Annotated in this window: 12 protein-coding genes; 3 read left to right on the top strand and 9 right to left on the bottom strand. The window is 61.1% G+C overall.

From position 1 onward, the window contains the following. Positions 1 to 66 precede the first annotated feature (66 nt). The 5 genes from AC4CWH_RS13345 to AC4CWH_RS13365 all read right to left on the bottom strand — a co-directional run bounded on the left by AC4CWH_RS13345 (position 67) and on the right by AC4CWH_RS13365 (position 5,749). Complete coding sequence (locus tag AC4CWH_RS13345; protein ID WP_491319125.1) at positions 67 to 885, bottom strand: ABC transporter permease; 819 nt, start codon at positions 883 to 885, stop codon at positions 67 to 69. A gap of 3 nt (positions 886 to 888) precedes the next feature. Then, positions 889 to 1,797 (bottom strand): ABC transporter permease subunit, encoded by a 909-nt coding sequence (locus AC4CWH_RS13350; RefSeq protein WP_491319126.1) that lies wholly within the window; start codon positions 1,795 to 1,797, stop codon positions 889 to 891. A gap of 16 nt (positions 1,798 to 1,813) precedes the next feature. Further along, a complete protein-coding gene (locus tag AC4CWH_RS13355) occupies positions 1,814 to 2,980 on the bottom strand; it encodes an ABC transporter ATP-binding protein (protein WP_491319127.1) in 1,167 nt (388 codons plus the stop codon). Between the two features lie 102 nt (positions 2,981 to 3,082). Then, positions 3,083 to 4,177, bottom strand: a complete 1,095-nt coding sequence (locus AC4CWH_RS13360; RefSeq protein WP_491319128.1) for a polyamine ABC transporter substrate-binding protein — start codon at positions 4,175 to 4,177, stop codon at positions 3,083 to 3,085. Between the two features lie 153 nt (positions 4,178 to 4,330). Then, positions 4,331 to 5,749 carry a helix-turn-helix domain-containing protein gene (locus AC4CWH_RS13365; RefSeq protein WP_491319129.1) on the bottom strand — a complete coding sequence of 473 codons (1,419 nt, stop codon included), beginning with the start codon at positions 5,747 to 5,749 and terminating at the stop codon, positions 4,331 to 4,333. A 216-nt stretch (positions 5,750 to 5,965) separates the two neighbouring features. Between AC4CWH_RS13365 and aceA the strand changes: the two genes are divergently transcribed. Both aceA and AC4CWH_RS13375 read left to right on the top strand, forming a co-directional pair. Next, positions 5,966 to 7,255 carry an isocitrate lyase gene (gene aceA / locus AC4CWH_RS13370; protein WP_491319130.1) on the top strand — a complete coding sequence of 430 codons (1,290 nt, stop codon included), beginning with the start codon at positions 5,966 to 5,968 and terminating at the stop codon, positions 7,253 to 7,255. Positions 7,256 to 7,447: 192 nt separating this feature from the next. Next, positions 7,448 to 7,684 (top strand): SMc00767 family acetate metabolism repressor, encoded by a 237-nt coding sequence (locus AC4CWH_RS13375; protein ID WP_491319131.1) that lies wholly within the window; start codon positions 7,448 to 7,450, stop codon positions 7,682 to 7,684. A gap of 81 nt (positions 7,685 to 7,765) precedes the next feature. Here AC4CWH_RS13375 and AC4CWH_RS13380 read toward each other — a convergent pair whose 3' ends face one another. The 4 genes from AC4CWH_RS13380 to AC4CWH_RS13395 form a co-directional block, all read right to left on the bottom strand. Next, entirely contained in the window at positions 7,766 to 9,598 is a 1,833-nt protein-coding gene (locus AC4CWH_RS13380) for a methyl-accepting chemotaxis protein (RefSeq protein WP_491319132.1), read from the bottom strand. Between the two features lie 265 nt (positions 9,599 to 9,863). Then, positions 9,864 to 9,992 carry a hypothetical protein gene (locus tag AC4CWH_RS13385; protein WP_491282550.1) on the bottom strand — a complete coding sequence of 43 codons (129 nt, stop codon included), beginning with the start codon at positions 9,990 to 9,992 and terminating at the stop codon, positions 9,864 to 9,866. 317 nt (positions 9,993 to 10,309) lie between these two features. Continuing rightward, on the bottom strand, positions 10,310 to 12,841 hold the full coding sequence (locus tag AC4CWH_RS13390) for a methyl-accepting chemotaxis protein (RefSeq protein ID WP_491319133.1): 2,532 nt from the start codon (positions 12,839 to 12,841) through the stop codon (positions 10,310 to 10,312). A 205-nt stretch (positions 12,842 to 13,046) separates the two neighbouring features. After that, a complete protein-coding gene (locus AC4CWH_RS13395) occupies positions 13,047 to 14,255 on the bottom strand; it encodes a BaiN/RdsA family NAD(P)/FAD-dependent oxidoreductase (RefSeq protein WP_491319134.1) in 1,209 nt (402 codons plus the stop codon). A 122-nt stretch (positions 14,256 to 14,377) separates the two neighbouring features. Between AC4CWH_RS13395 and AC4CWH_RS13400 the strand changes: the two genes are divergently transcribed. After that, entirely contained in the window at positions 14,378 to 15,817 is a 1,440-nt protein-coding gene (locus tag AC4CWH_RS13400) for a glutamine synthetase family protein (protein WP_491319135.1), read from the top strand. The last annotated feature ends 6 nt before the right edge of the window (positions 15,818 to 15,823 follow it).

A 15,823-nucleotide genomic window follows, 5' to 3' on the forward strand; every position in this document is an offset into this window, starting at 1 on the left:
CATCCAATCAAAACGCGCCGGTATCCTTTGAGGATGCCGGCGTTTTGTTGTGCGGCAAGAGCTGTTTCAGGTGGCGCCGCGGATGGCGTCGTGTTCATCGCGAATGCGGCGAAGCTCGGCGCGCTTCGTGGTAATGGACGTGGCGATAACGCCGAGCGTGACGAGCCCGATCAGGATGGTGCAGATGGCGTTGATTTCCGGCGTCACCCCAAGCCGCACCTGGCTGTAGATCTTGATCGGCAGCGTCGTGGCGCCGGGACCGGTGGTAAAACTTGCTATCACCAGATCATCCAGCGACAGCGTGAACGCCAGCATCCAGCCCGATACGATGGCCGGCAGGATGAGTGGCAGGGTGATGGTGAAGAACGTGCGCACCGGCGGGCAACCGAGATCCTGCGCCGCCTCTTCAAGGCTGCGATCAAATGTCAGCAGCCGCGACTGCACGACGATCGCCACATAACACATGGTAAAGGTGGTGTGGGCGATGGTGACCGTCCAGAAACCGCGGTCGACATTCATCGCAACGAAGAGCAGCAGCATCGAAAGCCCGGTAATGACTTCGGGCATCACGAGCGGCGCATACACCATGCCGGTGAAGGCGACACGACCGGGAAAACGCGGAAAGCGCACCAGTGTGAGCGCCGCAAGCGTGCCAAACACGGTGCCGAGCGTGGCGCTGAGGATACCGACGCGCGCCGTGACCCAGGCCGCATCCATCAGCCCCTCGTTCGACCACATCACCTGATACCAGTGAAGCGAAAAGCCGCCCCAGACGGTGACAAGGCGCGAGGCGTTGAAGGAATAGATGACGAGAATGATGATCGGGATGTAGAGAAAGGCAAAGCAGAGGGTGAGGATGGTGGCATCAAAGCGCGCTGGTTTCATGGCTCAGCCCACCTTCTGCTGCTGGTTCTGGAAGATGACGATGGGCACCACGAGCGCCAGCAGAAGCAGAACCGCCACCGCAGAGGCCAGCGGCCAGTCTCGGTTGCCAAAAAATTCCGTCCACAGCGTCTTGCCGATCATCAGCGTTTCGGCTCCGCCCAGAAGATCGGGAATGACGAATTCGCCGGTGATCGGGATAAAGCAGATGAGCGCGCCGGCGATGACGCCGGGCAGCGACAGCGGAAAGGTGATCTTCCAGAAGGCCTTCCATGGCGGGCAGCCGAGATCGCTTGCGGCTTCCAGCAGCGTGCCGTCCATCTTTTCGAGCGCGGCATAAAGCGGCAGCACCATGAACGGCAGGTAGGAATAAACGATGCCGATGAAGACCGCGTAATCGGTGCGGAAGATGTTGACCTGCTCGTCCGGCCCGAGCACGCCGATCGCCTGAAACAGTAGCGTCAACAGCCCCTCCGGCTTCAGGATACCGATCCAGGCGTAAACGCGGATGAGGAAGGATGTCCAGAACGGCAGGATCACCATCATCATCAGCGTTGGGCGGATGGTGGAGCGCGCGCGCGCCATGGCCAACGCCATGGGATAACCGATCAGCAACAAGAGCAGCGTGGAAATGAACGCGATACGCAGCGATGACAGGTAGGCGTTGATATAAAGCGGGTCTTCCGTCAGGAACTGGTAATTCTCGAAATCAAGCTGCGCGAAGAAATCGCCGATGGCGCCGAAACCGTCAAAGGTCGGCGCATAAGGCGGCATGGCAATGGCCGTATCCGACAGCGAAATCTTGAAGATGATGAAGAAGGGTGCGGCAAAGAACAGGAAAAGCCACAGATAAGGCACGGCGACGACCAGCCAGCGCAGCGGGTTGGTTTGCGAGGATGCTCCGGTTTCGGCCATGTCGCTTCCCTCCCCGCTAGCGCGTCAGAACCAGGCCCGCATCGAGCGGCCAGGTGAGCCACACGATGTCTCCAAAGGTGATCGGTCGGTCGACGAGGCGCGAGACATTCGCCTGCGCCGCGCGTAAAATGCGGCCATCGTCGAGCTTGACCAGAAACACCGAGAAATCGCCGAGATACCCGATATCCCAGACCTCGCCATGGGCGGTGTTGAAGCCGGTCTTTTCCGGTTCATCCAGGGATATCCGCACCTTTTCCGGTCGCACAGCAAAGCCCACCTGATCGCCGGTGGCGACCTTGCAATCCTGTTCCACGGCAATGGCAAGGCCATCGCTTTCCAGCCGCACGACGGGCGGATGGCCCTCGCGCAGGCAATCACCGCCATTGTCGGTGACGGTGCATTCCAGGATGTTGATATCCCCGATGAAATCGGCGACGTAACGGCTGTTCGGCGCCTCGTAGATTTCAGCCGGCGTCGCCACCTGCACGATGAGGCCCTTGTCCATGACGGCGATGCGGTCGGACACGGTCATCGCCTCCTCCTGGTCATGGGTGACGATGAGGAACGTCAGCCCCAGCGTGTGCTGGATATCCATCAGCTCGAATTGGGTTTCCTCGCGCAGCTTGCGATCGAGCGCGCCGAGCGGTTCATCGAGCAGCAACACCTTGGGGCGCTTTGCAAGCGAGCGGGCAAGCGCCACGCGCTGGCGCTGTCCGCCGGATAGCTGCGCCGGCTTGCGCTTGGCAAAACTTTCCAGCTTGACGAGGTTCAGCATTTCCTCGACGCGGGCGGCGATATCGGCTTTTGGCAAGCCATCCTGCTGCAGGCCGAAGGCGACGTTCTTTTCCACCGTCATATGGGGAAACAGCGCATAGCTCTGGAACATCATGTTGGTTGGGCGCCGATAGGGCGGCACGCCCGAGAGGTCCTTGCCCTGCAGGAGAATGCGCCCCTCTGTCGGCTCCTCGAAGCCTGCCAGCATGCGCATCAGCGTGGTCTTGCCACAGCCGGATGGCCCCAGCAGCGAGAAAAATTCGCGCTCGTAGATATCGAGCGTCAGGTTATCGACGGCAACGAAATCGCCGTAACGTTTGGTGATGTTTTCAAAGCGGATGAAGGGCACCGCCGCCGGATCGGTCCAGGGCGAGAATTTGCGTTTAACCGGTCCGAGAGATTTTGCCATGCCCGCCCCACCTCGTTCATCCAACCGTCTCTTTGAAACCCGGTGGCGCAACCGCCACCGGCAGGACTTGCAGAATCGACCTTTGCAGGATCGGCCGGGCGCTTACTGGCCGGTCTTGATCGCCGTCCATTCGCGGTTGATGACGCGCTGGGCCTTGGGGTCATAGGGCGAGATGGTGAACAGCTTGGCAAGCGTCGCCTCATCCGGATAGACGGACGGGTTCTTCACCACCGCCTCGTCCATCAGCTTCTGGGCCGGAAGATTGCCATTGGCATATTGCACGTAGTTGGAGGCCTTGGCGATCACCTCAGGCTTCATCAGGTAGTTGATGAAGGCATGGGCTTCCTCGACATTCTTGGCATCCGCCGGGATGGCCAGGTTGTCGAACCACATATAGGTGCCTTCCTTGGGGATGACGTAATTGATCTCGACGCCGTTCTTGGCCTCTTCCGCGCGGGTTTTCGCCTGCAGGATGTCGCCGGACCAGCCGATGGTGATGCAGGTATCACCGTTGGCCAGTTCCTCGATATAGGCGGAGGAATTGAATGTTTTCACGCTGGGCCGGATCGCCTTGTAGACGGCAGCCCCGGCCTGCAGGTCTGCGGTTGCCTTGCTGTCGGGGTCCTTGCCGATATAGTTCATCGCAATCGCAAAAGTCTCATCGGACGCATCGAGAATGTTGATGCCGCAGCTCTTCAGCTTCGCGGCATTTTCCGGCTTGAACAGCACGTCAAAGCTGTCGATCGGCACATCGCCAAGGGCAGCTTTCACCTTTGCGACATTATAGCCAATGCCTGTCGTGCCCCACATGTAGTTGACGGCATACTGGTTGCCGGGATCGTATTTCGCCAGACGCTCCGACACGACCGGCCAGAGGTTCACAAGGTTCGGCAGCTTGGACTTGTCGAGCTTCTGGAACACGCCGGCCTGGATCTGGCGGGCGAGGAACGGGCCGGTCGGCACCACCACGTCATACCCGGAACCGCCGGCCAGAAGCTTGGTTTCCACCAGCTCATTGCTGTCGAACACGTCGTAAACGACCTTGATGCCGGTTTCCTTGGTGAAATCGGTGAGGATGTTTTCGTCGATGTAATCGGACCAGTTGTAGACATGCACCACACGCTCCTGAGACAGGGCGGTTGTCGCAGCAAAGGCGACCGTAGCGAAAGCTGCAAGCGAAATCGTCGTCAAGCGCATGATGTTCTCCTGTTCCCCTCATCCCGGCTGAAGCACATCACCGCGCCCGCCCAGAGATGATTATCTGTTTTGTTGGGAGAGTAGAAAGGAAACCTTCAGCCCACAAGCGGAAATGTGTGGCATTGCACAAAAGAGCGCCATTCTTCCAAAAGATCATTGAAAATCAAAGGCGCTGAGGCCGGTCACCATCTCGTCCAGCCCGAGCGGCCGGGTGACCGGCGGCTCGGCGCGGGAGAGACAGCCCTGTCGCTCGCAGAGCCGACAGGCAGTGCCGGCGGCGACGCGTGCGGCCGGAAGGTCGGCTGCCGGGCCATAAACGGTTTCGCCGGCAAAGCTCATGTCACAGCCGACCAGCAGCGCCGTGCGGCGCAGCCGTTCGCCAAACCCCGCCTTCGGCCCTTCTATGGTGCGGCAGACGGTGAGGAAGGCGCCGCCATCGGGCATATCGACGCGCTCCGCCAGCACCTGCCCCGGCTGGGCAAAGGCGGCATGAAGGCCAAGCTTCGGACAAAGGCCGCCGAAACGTGCTTTCGGAAACCCTTGCGCGCCGGCGCGGCGAAGGATGTTGCCGGCATGATCGGCCTCCATCAGGAAAAACGCCGGGGCTTTGTTGCCAGCCCTCTGCAGCGTGATCAGCCGCTGGGCCGCCTGCTCGACGGAGACCTCAAAGCGGGAGGCGAGCACGTCGATATCGTAATGGCAACGTTCAGCGGCAGCAAGAAAGGTGGAGAGCGGCATCATCAGCGCATGGGCGGCGTAGCGGGCCAGTTCGAACCGCGCAATGCGCAGCGCCTCGCCGCTCGACAAGCCCAGATCCTCAAGCTCCTGCGCAATCTCGTCCTTCAGCGCCAAAAGCGCCACCTCCTGCGCAATCTCGCGGGTGCGATCGGCAACCGACAGCCGTTCGGAGAGGAAAAGCCGCATGGAATGGCGGTCATAACGCCGGCGTAAGGTCGGCATCACATGCACCGGAAGCTGGCGCACCACGATGCCATGGCCGGAGCGCAGGAAGGTTTTGAGCGCGCCGGTGAGATCATCGCCCGGGGTGAGCTGCGCCAGGAAAGCTTCGGCGGCCGTATCAATGCGGGGAAATACGAATGGGCGGGTTTCCAGCGTCTGGCGCACCTCGTCCATCGGCAGATGGGCCCGGCCAAGCGAGGTCTCGTGCCCCTCGCGCGCCAGAAGGTCGGCAAGATCCGACAGGCGCGACGCCTGCTCCTTATAGGCGCGAAACAGTTTGATGACGCCGATGGCGGCATTCGGCGCGCCCTCCGCCATTTCGATCAGTTCCTGATCTCCGGGGATTTCGCCCGCCAGCAGCGGATCGGCAAACACCTCGCGCAGCTGCCCGGCCAGCCCGCCGCCCTCGCCCTGCAACTGGTCGAGATCGACCTTGTAGACGGAGGAAAGCCGCAGCAGCAGCTGCACGGTCAGCGGTCGCTGGTTGCGCTCGATGAGGTTCAAATAGGAGGGCGAGATGCCAAGCCCCTCGGCCATCGCCGTCTGGGTGAGGCCAAGGGTCAGCCGCACACGCCGCACGCGCGGCCCGGCAAAGATCTTGCGTTCGGCCATGTGACATCCTTTGACAGATTGCTCGCCCCGCCATTTGTGACAGGATTTACATCCTCACAAACTCATCCGTCAAAAGCAAGACAACCTAACCTCTTTCATCGCACTGAATACGCTTATTTTCTGGCAGCTTTTTGCAGCGCACTGTAAATTCTGTCTCAGATATCGAGGCTACCAAACAACAGCTTCGAAAGACCACATAAGCAGGGAGAGAGCATCATGACAGAATTTTACAATCTCGTGCCAACCGCCCCCAAGGGCCGTTATGACGGCATCACGCGCCCTTATTCGGCCGCCGATGTGAAGCGCCTGCGCGGCTCGGTGGAGCTAAAGTATTCGCTGGCGGAAATGGGGGCAAACCGGCTCTGGCAGCTGCTCGACAGTGAGGATTTCGTCAATGCCCTCGGCGCTCTCTCCGGCAACCAGGCCATGCAGATGGTTCGCGCCGGGCTCAAGGCCATCTATCTCTCCGGCTGGCAGGTCGCGGCAGACGCCAACACGGCGTCCGCCATGTATCCCGACCAGTCGCTTTACCCGGCAAACGCCGCACCGGAACTGGCCAAGCGCATCAACAAGACGTTGCAGCGCGCCGACCAGATCGAGACCTCGGAGGGCAAAGGCCTTTCGGTCGACACATGGTTTGCGCCGATCGTTGCCGATGCGGAGGCAGGTTTTGGCGGGCCGCTGAATTCCTTCGAGATCATGAAGGCCTTTATCGAGGCGGGTGCTGCCGGCGTGCATTACGAGGACCAGCTGGCGTCTGAAAAGAAATGCGGCCATCTCGGCGGTAAGGTTCTGATCCCGACGGCGGCCCATATCCGCAACCTGACGGCCGCCCGTCTCGCCGCCGACGTCATGGGCACGCCGACGCTGGTCATTGCCCGCACCGATGCGGAAGCCGCTAAACTTCTGACGTCAGACATCGATGAGCGCGACCAGCCTTTCGTCGATTATGATAAGGGTCGCACCGTCGAGGGTTTTTATCAGGTGAAGAACGGGCTGGAGCCGTGCATCGCCCGTGCTGTTGCCTATGCGCCCTATTGCGATCTCATCTGGTGCGAAACGTCGAAGCCCGATCTGGAACAGGCGCGCAAATTTGCCGAAGGCGTCCACAAGGTGCATCCGGGCAAGAAGCTCGCCTATAATTGCTCGCCCTCGTTCAACTGGAAGAAGAACCTGGATGATGCGACGATCGCCAAATTCCAGCGTGAGCTTGGCGCCATGGGCTACAAGTTCCAGTTCATCACGCTTGCCGGTTTCCACCAGCTGAACTTTGGCATGTTCGAACTGGCCCGCGGCTACAAGGACCGCCAGATGGCCGCCTATTCGGAGCTGCAGGAAGCGGAATTTGCCGCCGAGATCAACGGCTACACGGCAACCAAACACCAGCGCGAAGTCGGCACCGGCTATTTCGATGCCGTGTCGGTGGCGATCTCCGGCGGCCAGTCATCGACGACGGCGATGAAGGAATCCACCGAACACGACCAGTTCCGCCCCGCTGCGGAATGAAGACCCGAGAAGGCCCTCTCTGGCCTGCCGGCCATCTCCCCCACAAGGGGGGAGAAGCCGCGTGGCAGCCCTTCGCCTCCCTCATTCAAGGGCGCGTCCGGGTTAAGCCCTCCCCCTTGTGGGGAGGGTTGGGAGGGGCCTTCAGCCCAGCATGAAACGTCAAGAACCCCCGACATCAAGAGGAGAAATGCCATGAACGTCCAGACCCGCGTCAAGGAACGCGCCGAAGAACAATCGACCACCATGACCACAGAACAGCAGTCGGCCATCCGCATGCTGGCCAATGACCTGCATCGGCTGAACCATGCCGTGATGAAGGCCGTCGATGCCGGTGTCTCCGTCGAACTCGTCCGCTCCGCCCGCCACCACGGCGGCGAGGGCAACTGGGGCGACCTGCTGATCCCCGTCATCGTCGCCACGCCACGGTGAGGATGCTCCTCCGGCAAACGTAGAAAGGGCGCCCCGAACGGCGCCCTTTTCCATGAGATCATCAATGTCGAGAACGGTAAGTTAAGCCGCCCGGCGAGAGCCGGCATGCCCCATCTCGATGCGGAACTGTTCTACCAGTTGCATCAGCACGTCGGCCTCGGAGGCAAGCCTTGCGCTGGCCTGGCTGGTGTCGGCCACCATGGCGCCGTTCTGCTGGGTCAACTGGTCCATTTTGTTGACGGTGCCGTTGATTTCCTTCAGCGCCGAAGACTGGTCCTGGCTGGCGGTCGCAATCGATTCCACGTGGCGGCTGGCGCCGGAAATCTGTTCGCTGATGGCGGCGAGAACCTTGCCGGCCTGCTGAACCAGTTCGGAGCCGTTGCGCACCTCGTTGCTCGACTGGTTGATGAGGTCCTTGATCTCGCGGGCAGCACTGGCGGAACGTTGCGCAAGTTCCCGCACTTCCTGGGCCACCACCGCAAACCCCTTGCCCGCCTCGCCGGCACGCGCCGCCTCGATGCCGGCATTCAGCGCCAGAAGGTTCGTCTGGAAGGCGATATCGTCGATCACCTCGATGATCAACTCGATCTTCTGCGAGGCTTCCTCGATGCGACCCATGGCATCCACCGCGCTGGACACGACGGTGGAGGAGCTGTCGGCGGTCTTGCGGGTTGTGGAAACGGCCTGATTTGCCTCGCGGGCCCGTTCGGCCGAATTGGTCACCGTCACCGTGATTTCATCAACGGCGGCTGCGGTTTCTTCCAGCGAGGCAGCCTGGGATTCGGTGCGGCGCGCCAGATCGTCGGAGGAGGCGCTAAGCTCTGCCGTGCCCTTCTGGATCGACAGCGTGCTATGGCGGATGCGCGCCATCGTATCGCGCAGATTGGTGATGGAGCGGTTGAAATCCACCCGCAACTGTTCGAGGCGGCCGGAAAACGCGGTTTCGATGGTGCGCGAAAGATCGCCCTGCGAGAGATGCGCGAGCGCGGTGCCGAGTTCGGCCACGGCAAAATCGATATCCTGGTCGACGCGCTGCTTTTCCGCGTCGCTGCGACGGCGGTCTGCATCGGCTTCGGCGCGTTCGCGTGCGGCAGAATTTTCCACGGCCTGCTTTTCGCGCGCATTGCTGCGGAACACTTCAAGCGCCCGGGCGATATTGCCAAACTCGTTGCGGCGATCGGCATAAGGCACCGCCACATCTTCCCCGGAGGAGATCTTCAACACGGTGCCGGTCAGCACCGTCAGCGGCCGCACGAGGCGACGGATCATCACGAAACCCAGAAGCCCGACGGCTGCGATGGCAATTAGGCCGGTCACGATCATCACCCAGGCAGTGGACGAAATCTGGGCGAAATAGACTTCTAGCGGAATGCCGATGAACAGCACGCCGCTGACGGCGCCGGCGGCATCCTTCACCGGGAAATAACCTGTGACGAAGCTGCGGCCGAAGAGGACCGCCGGGCCATAATAGGCCTCGCCCCGGGCGAGAAATGCCTGGGCCGGATGGTCGGCGGCAAGTTTGGTGCCGGTGGCCCGGTCGCCATTTTCCTTCTTCACATTGGTGGAGATGCGGACGAAATCGCTGCCCTGCTTCTGGAAGACGGTGGCAACGCCGTTGATCGACTGGGCCGTGCGGTCCACCAGAGAATGATCGGGCAATTGCAGGACGCCCTGCTGGCGCACGCCCGTGACGACCGCATTTGCCACCTGGATGTCGGAGCCTTCCACCGAGGCATCGTAAAGCGTTGCCATGGCCCGCATTGCCGCACGGGCGTCGGTCGCGGTCTGCTCCATGATGTCGGCGCGCATATAGGTGTAGGTCATTCCCCCAACCGCTGCGACGGCGACGACAACAAGCGAAAGACAGAGAAGAAGAATACGCGACGTAACGGACGCGGGCAAGATTTTGGACATGAGGCCCCCTTCATGAAACCGATCACTGCTCAGTAAAAGTCAGCTTACATCAGTAAAGTAAAAGAGACATAAACTTGCGCATCATCAATTGAGGAGATCGTTTTGGGACAGGGGTCGGGCCAGCAAAAACGCTCTTTGCCCGCGCCTTGGTGCGCAGGCAGAGAAGGTGACGCTCTCGTGGATCAGCCGTGGAGATGAAACCGGGCAACAGCAATCAGGCAACCGGCGGTCAGAAACGGCATATCGCTCAAGGTCTGAGGATGGTTCAGAAAATGCCCGGAAGCGCCAGAAGCGCGGCGCTGGCGCAGACGGCCAACACGAACAGGGAAAGACGAAGGCTGGCCTTGGTACGGGCTTCAGCAATGGCAATGGCACGCGCGCGGTGTTTATGCATGGTACGATCCCCAGAACAACAGATTTTCTGCCGCGAAACGACAGACAGGCGCGACAATTCCTTCATCGGTCAGAACTGTGTGCGCATTGCGGCACCCGGTGCAAAAAACACGCACTGGATGCCACCGCAGACCTTTCTCGCAAAAGAAGCCGAGAGGCTGAGCCATCGGGATACAGAAGCGAGGCCCTCAGAATGCGACACGTTACTTAAGAAGTACTGAATAGAGACAGTGCCATGTATGCCGGGCAGCTGTCGAGCCCGTTTATGGTAAAAAGCCTGCCGGCAGGTGCTGCCGACAGGCTTTTCCTGCGCCATAATCAGGCAGCGCTGCGCTGCGCGTGACCACCCTGACCGTGCTGTTCGAGGCGGAACTCCTCAAGCAGCATCACCAACTGGTCCGCCTCTTCGGCAAGCTGGCGGCTGGCGGCGCTGGTTTCTTCCACCATCGCGGCATTCTGCTGGGTCAGCTGGTCCATCTGGCCAACGGCACCGTTCACCTCGTGCAGCGCCGAAGACTGATCGCGCGAGGCCGTGGCAATATCCTCGACATGGGCACTGATGCTGGAAATCTGCGCGCCGATCGTGGCCAGTGCCTCGCCGGTCTGCTGGACAAGATGCGAACCGGTAGCAACCTCTTGCGTGGAGGCATTGATCAGGCCCTTGATCTCCTTGGCAGCGCCTGCGGACCGCTGGGCAAGCTCGCGCACTTCCTGCGCGACCACCGCAAAACCCTTGCCGGCATCGCCTGCACGGGCAGCCTCGACGCCTGCATTCAGCGCCAGAAGATTGGTCTGGAAGGCGATGCCATCGATGACCTCGGTGATCTGGGCGATCTTCTGCGAGGCACCCTCGATGCGCTGCATGGCCGAAATCGCATTGCCAACCACCGTCAGCGAGCTATCGGCGCTGCGGCGTGTCTCGGCAACGATGGTGTTTGCTTCACGCGCCTTGTCGGCAGCAGCGCGTACATTCATCGTCACTTCGCTGACGGCTGCGGCCGTCTGTTCAAGCGAGGCCGCCTGGGTTTCGGTACGCCGCGACAGGTCGTCCGTCGATTGCGACATCTGGCGGACATTGCCCTGGATGGCCACGACATTGCCCTTGATCAGCGACATCGTCTCCTGAAGGCGGGTCATCGAGCGGTTGAAATCGGTGCGCAGCTGTTCAAGGCGCCCGACGAAGGGCGTATCGATGGTGGCGGAGACATCGCCTTCCGCCAGACGCTCAAGGCCTGAGGCAAGCGTTGCGACGGCAAACTGGATCTGCCGGTCTATGTCCTGTTTCTCCCGTTCGTTGTGCGCCCGCTCGGCCTCTGCTGCGGCGCGCTCTTCTTCGCTTTCCGCCTCGATGCGCACTTTTTCGCGCGCATTTTCCTTAAAGATGCCAAGCGCGCGCGCCATGTCGCCGATCTCGTCCCGGCGCGCTTCGCCGTCAATCGCCGTATCGAGGTCACCCGCGGCAAGGCGGCGCATGGTGGCGGCAATCTGCAGGATCGGCCCCTTGAAGGTGAAGACCAGCCCGATGCCGGCAAAGATCGCCACCAGAATACCGAGCGCCATGGCGCCGACGGAAATCTGGTTTGCCTTTTCGCGCTCGGTTCCGGCTGCATCGCGCTGGTGAGCGGCAAACTGCGTCAGGTTGTTCCAGATGGTGTTGATTTCCTGCTCGGCTGCGGAAAAGGCATCGAGCCGCTTCTTCGACAGATCGAGAAGGGTGATGGACTTGTCCTCCAGCGTGATGATCAGCGGCAGGATCGAAGACGCGCGGTCGCGTGCTTCCTTCGGAAAACTTCCATCGGCCTTCATCGTGCCCGCCGATACGTCGAGCGACATCAACGCGCCCTGCAACTCGGTCAGACCGTTGCTGTCAGGAGAAGACGTGTAGCGGATCGTCTTCAGCTCCAGAACCTTGACCGCATCGAGCACCTGGCGGGCGGACACGAGAAAATTTGTGGCTGCCGCAATCGGCGCATCGAGCTGACCGAAAACTTCGGTTGCCTGGCGTGCCTTGGTCGTGGCCGCGCCCTGAAGGCGGATGGCAGCCGGCCGCATGAGGTTGACGGCACGATCCGTCGCCCCGATCGTTGCATCGTTGACCACGCCGATGTCCAACTGCCTTGCCATCTGCTGAACGCTGTCCTGAAGCTGATCGGCAAGCACCTTCTGATCCAGCGGCAGGGCGGGGCCGATATCCGCCACGGCTACCTTCAATGCCTCGACCTGGGCTTTTGCCACCGCCATCTTCTGGTCCGGCTGGGATTGGCCGTTAAAATCCGTCACCAGCTTCGACAGGATGCCGGCGCCGCGCGTCAACTTTTCGGCGTCGCGCAGCAGCGCCTTGGCCTTGACCTCGTCGATGGCAAGGTTGTCGCGGGTCACGGTGGCATAGTTGAGGATGTCGGCCTGATGTTTGACGATGGCACCGAGATCCTGGTCGATCCCCTGGCGCAGCGAGACCTCATCCTGGTAGAGCGACCACAGCTTGCCCACCTGGGCGCCGATGGCGCTTGTGCCTGCAATTGCAGTGCCGATGTCGGTGTTGTCGCTATCGATGCTGGAGGCATCGCGCACCGCCTTCAACAGTTCGGCCTGGCCGGCGATCTGCTGGTTCAACGTCACCCGCGTTGCCTCGCTCGGATGCTGGAGGAAATCGCTCATGCCGGAATAGACCTGCTTGAAGCCGCTCAGCGATTGCAGCACCGTGTTGGACATGTCCATCCGGGTCTGCAAAAGGCGCGATGCGTAAAGACCCGACAGGCCCACCGCCGAAATACTGAGGACAAAGGGGACAATAAACGCAATGACCTTCGTCTGGATCTTGAAGCGTGCAAGCAGGCGATCGACGACCATGGAAAAAACCTCTGAAATATGCGCAGCGGAAAAGAGCATGCCCTTCAAGATGAGGGCCTGTTCTGTTTTGCCATCAGCCGCTAAACAATCTCTGAAGAATCGACCTAGAATGGTACGGTTGAATTTTCGACTATACTAAAACGAGAAAACATGCCGCGATCTGTGTCGATCCGGAACATGTTGCCGCAGCGCCAGAGTGCGTAACTCAGAGACCGCCGAGCGTCTCGCCGCAGACGTGGCCGGAAGCCCAGGCCCACTGGAAATTATAGCCGCCGAGCCAGCCGGTGACATCGACGCATTCTCCAATGAAATAAAGGCCGGGCACGGATTTCGCCTGCATGGTGCGGGAATCGAGCGCTGCCGTATCGATCCCGCCCAGCGTGACTTCCGCCGTGCGATAACCTTCCGACCCGGCCGGCTTTAATGCCCAGGCCTGCACGGCTGCGGCAACCGCGGACAGATGCCGGTCGGACTGGTCTGCCATGGCGCCGGACAGGCCCATTTCGTCTACAAAGAACTGCGCAAGCCGTCGCGGCAGGATCTCGCCGAGCGCCGTCTGCAAAGCCTGACGGCCATTGGCCTTGCGCGCCGCTTTCAGCCGCTCCAGCACATCGATGTCAGGCTCCAGCTTCAGCACCACCTCCTCGCCCTCACGCCAGTAGGAGGAGATCTGCAGGATGGACGGGCCGCTGAGGCCGCGATGGGTAAACAGCAGCGCCTCGCGAAACGACGTCTTCCCGTGACTGACCTCTGCCTCCACTGCCACGCCTGACAGCGCCGACAGTTTTTGCAAAAGCTGCGGATCAAGCGTCAGCGGCACCAGTCCCGGCCTTGTCTCGGTCACGGCCAGGCCAAACTGTTCGGCGAGCCGGTATGCAAGGCCCGTCGCGCCCATTTTCGGGATGGATTTTCCGCCGGTTGCCACCACCAGCGCATCCGCCTCCACGGCGCCGCCGTCGAGCAGGATGCGAAAGCCGCTCTCGGTCTTTTCCACCGCGTTGACGGCCTGCTGCAGTTCCAGTGTCACGCCGCCGGCGCGCATTTCCTCCAGCAGCAGGCGCACGATATCGCGCGCGCTGTCATCGCAGAACAGCTGGCCGAGTGTCTTTTCATGCCAGGCGATGCGGTGCTTTTCGACCAGCGCCAGAAAATCGCGCGGCGTGTAGCGGGCAAGTGCCGACTTGGCAAAATGCCGGTTGGCGGAGATGTAATTGGCCGGCGATGCGTGGAGATTGGTGAAATTGCACCGCCCGCCGCCGGAAATGCGGATTTTCTCCCCCGGTGCCTTGGCATGGTCAAGCACCAGCACGGAGCGTCCAAGCCCGCCGGCGCGCAGGGCGCACATCATGCCGGCCGCCCCCGCCCCCAGCACCACCACATCATATTTGCGCTTCACCGGGCCTGTCCCTGTCATCGATCGTCTCCTCCTGTTTGCGATCCCAAAGGCAAAGTCAATTGGTTCGCCTTGCCATCCCCCCTCGCCAATTGCTGTGTTCCCGCTATGATAGGACCATCGTCAACGAGATACGGTGACCCATGCCGCCTAAAAAGAAGCCGTCTGCCCCAGCACCCGGAAGCGCGCGCAAGGCTGCCGCAGCCCACCCCACCCTCACCTCGCTGCGCGGGGTGGAGAACTGGCGCGAGGCCGCCGCCTGGCTGAAGGCCCGTGGCATCGAGGACGTTGAATGCATTACGCCGGACCTTGCCGGCGTTCCCCGCGGCAAGATGATGCCGACCTCGAAATTCACCTCCAACACCTCGCTGGCGCTGCCATCCGCGCTCTACCGCCACACGATATCAGGCGAATATCCGGATGAGACGGCAAACTTCCGCTACGATTCGCGCGACAGCGACATCAAGCTGGTGCCGGATCTTTCGACGCTCTCCGTCGTGCCCTGGGAAAGCGATCCGACGGCGCAGGTGATCTGCGACATCGTCGGCACCGAAGGTGAGGCCGTGCCCTATACGCCGCGCAACGTCTTGAAAAACGTCATGCGGCTTTACGAGGAAAAGGGCTGGAAGGCCGTTGTTGCCCCAGAAATCGAGTTTTACCTCGTCGCCACCAATGACGACCCGGATTATCCGCTGCATCCGCCAAAGGGCCGTTCGGGCCGCGCGATTTCCGGCGGACAGGGTTATTCGATTGCCGGCATTAACGAATTCGACGAGTTGATCGACGACATCTACCATTTTTCCGAAAAGCAGGGTCTCGAGATCGACACGCTGATCCACGAGGAAGGCCCGGCGCAGCTGGAAATCAACCTGCGCCACGGCGACCCGGTACAGCTGGCCGACCAGGTGTTCCTGTTCAAGCGCACAATTCGCGAGGCGGCCTTGAAGCACGGCATCTATGCCACCTTCATGGCGAAACCCATGCAGGGCCAGCCCGGTTCTGCCATGCACATTCACCAGTCGGTGGTGGACATCAAGACCGGGCAGAACATCTTCTCCAACAAGGATGGCTCCCCCTCGCGCGCCTTCTTCAACTTCATCGGCGGCATGCAGAAATATGTGCCAAGCTCGCTGGTCATGCTGGCGCCTTACGTCAATTCCTATCGCCGCCTGACGCCCGACATGGCCTGCCCGGTCAACAATGCCTGGGGTTACGACAACCGCACCACGGCGTTTCGCGTGCCGATTTCCGATGCGGCCGCCCGGCGCGTGGAAAACCGCCTGCCAAGCTCCGATGCCAACCCCTATCTGGCGCTCGCTGCCTCGCTCGGCTGCGGTTTCCTTGGCATGATGCGCGAGATCGAGCCGACGGAACCGACCTATGATACGGCAAACGAAGGCTCTATCGAGCTGCCGCGCGGGCTTCTGGAAGCCGTGGCCCTTCTGGAAGGCGAACCGGCCTTCGAAGAAGTGTTCGGCAAGGAATTCATCGGCATCTATGCCGGCGTCAAACGTGGCGAGTTCGAAACCTTCATGCAGGTGATCAGTCCCTGGGAGCGTGAATTCCTGCTCTTGAACGTGTAAGGTGGC

The organism is Neorhizobium sp. PAMB6716 (assembly GCF_058242805.1).

Bases quoted from the DNA above. Each gene is read 5' to 3' on its own strand.
- AC4CWH_RS13385 (WP_491282550.1), bottom strand. From the start codon at position 9,992: ATGCATAAACACCGCGCGCGTGCCATTGCCATTGCTGAAGCCCGTACC.
- AC4CWH_RS13360 (WP_491319128.1), bottom strand. From the start codon at position 4,177: ATGCGCTTGACGACGATTTCGCTTGCAGCTTTCGCTACGGTCGCCTTT.
- AC4CWH_RS13380 (WP_491319132.1), bottom strand. From the start codon at position 9,598: ATGTCCAAAATCTTGCCCGCGTCCGTTACGTCGCGTATTCTTCTTCTC.
- AC4CWH_RS13395 (WP_491319134.1), bottom strand. From the start codon at position 14,255: ATGACAGGGACAGGCCCGGTGAAGCGCAAATATGATGTGGTGGTGCTG.
- aceA (WP_491319130.1), top strand. From the start codon at position 5,966: ATGACAGAATTTTACAATCTCGTGCCAACCGCCCCCAAGGGCCGTTAT.
- AC4CWH_RS13355 (WP_491319127.1), bottom strand. From the start codon at position 2,980: ATGGCAAAATCTCTCGGACCGGTTAAACGCAAATTCTCGCCCTGGACC.
- AC4CWH_RS13365 (WP_491319129.1), bottom strand. From the start codon at position 5,749: ATGGCCGAACGCAAGATCTTTGCCGGGCCGCGCGTGCGGCGTGTGCGG.
- AC4CWH_RS13390 (WP_491319133.1), bottom strand. From the start codon at position 12,841: ATGGTCGTCGATCGCCTGCTTGCACGCTTCAAGATCCAGACGAAGGTC.
- AC4CWH_RS13375 (WP_491319131.1), top strand. From the start codon at position 7,448: ATGAACGTCCAGACCCGCGTCAAGGAACGCGCCGAAGAACAATCGACC.
- AC4CWH_RS13350 (WP_491319126.1), bottom strand. From the start codon at position 1,797: ATGGCCGAAACCGGAGCATCCTCGCAAACCAACCCGCTGCGCTGGCTG.
- AC4CWH_RS13400 (WP_491319135.1), top strand. From the start codon at position 14,378: ATGCCGCCTAAAAAGAAGCCGTCTGCCCCAGCACCCGGAAGCGCGCGC.
- AC4CWH_RS13345 (WP_491319125.1), bottom strand. From the start codon at position 885: ATGAAACCAGCGCGCTTTGATGCCACCATCCTCACCCTCTGCTTTGCC.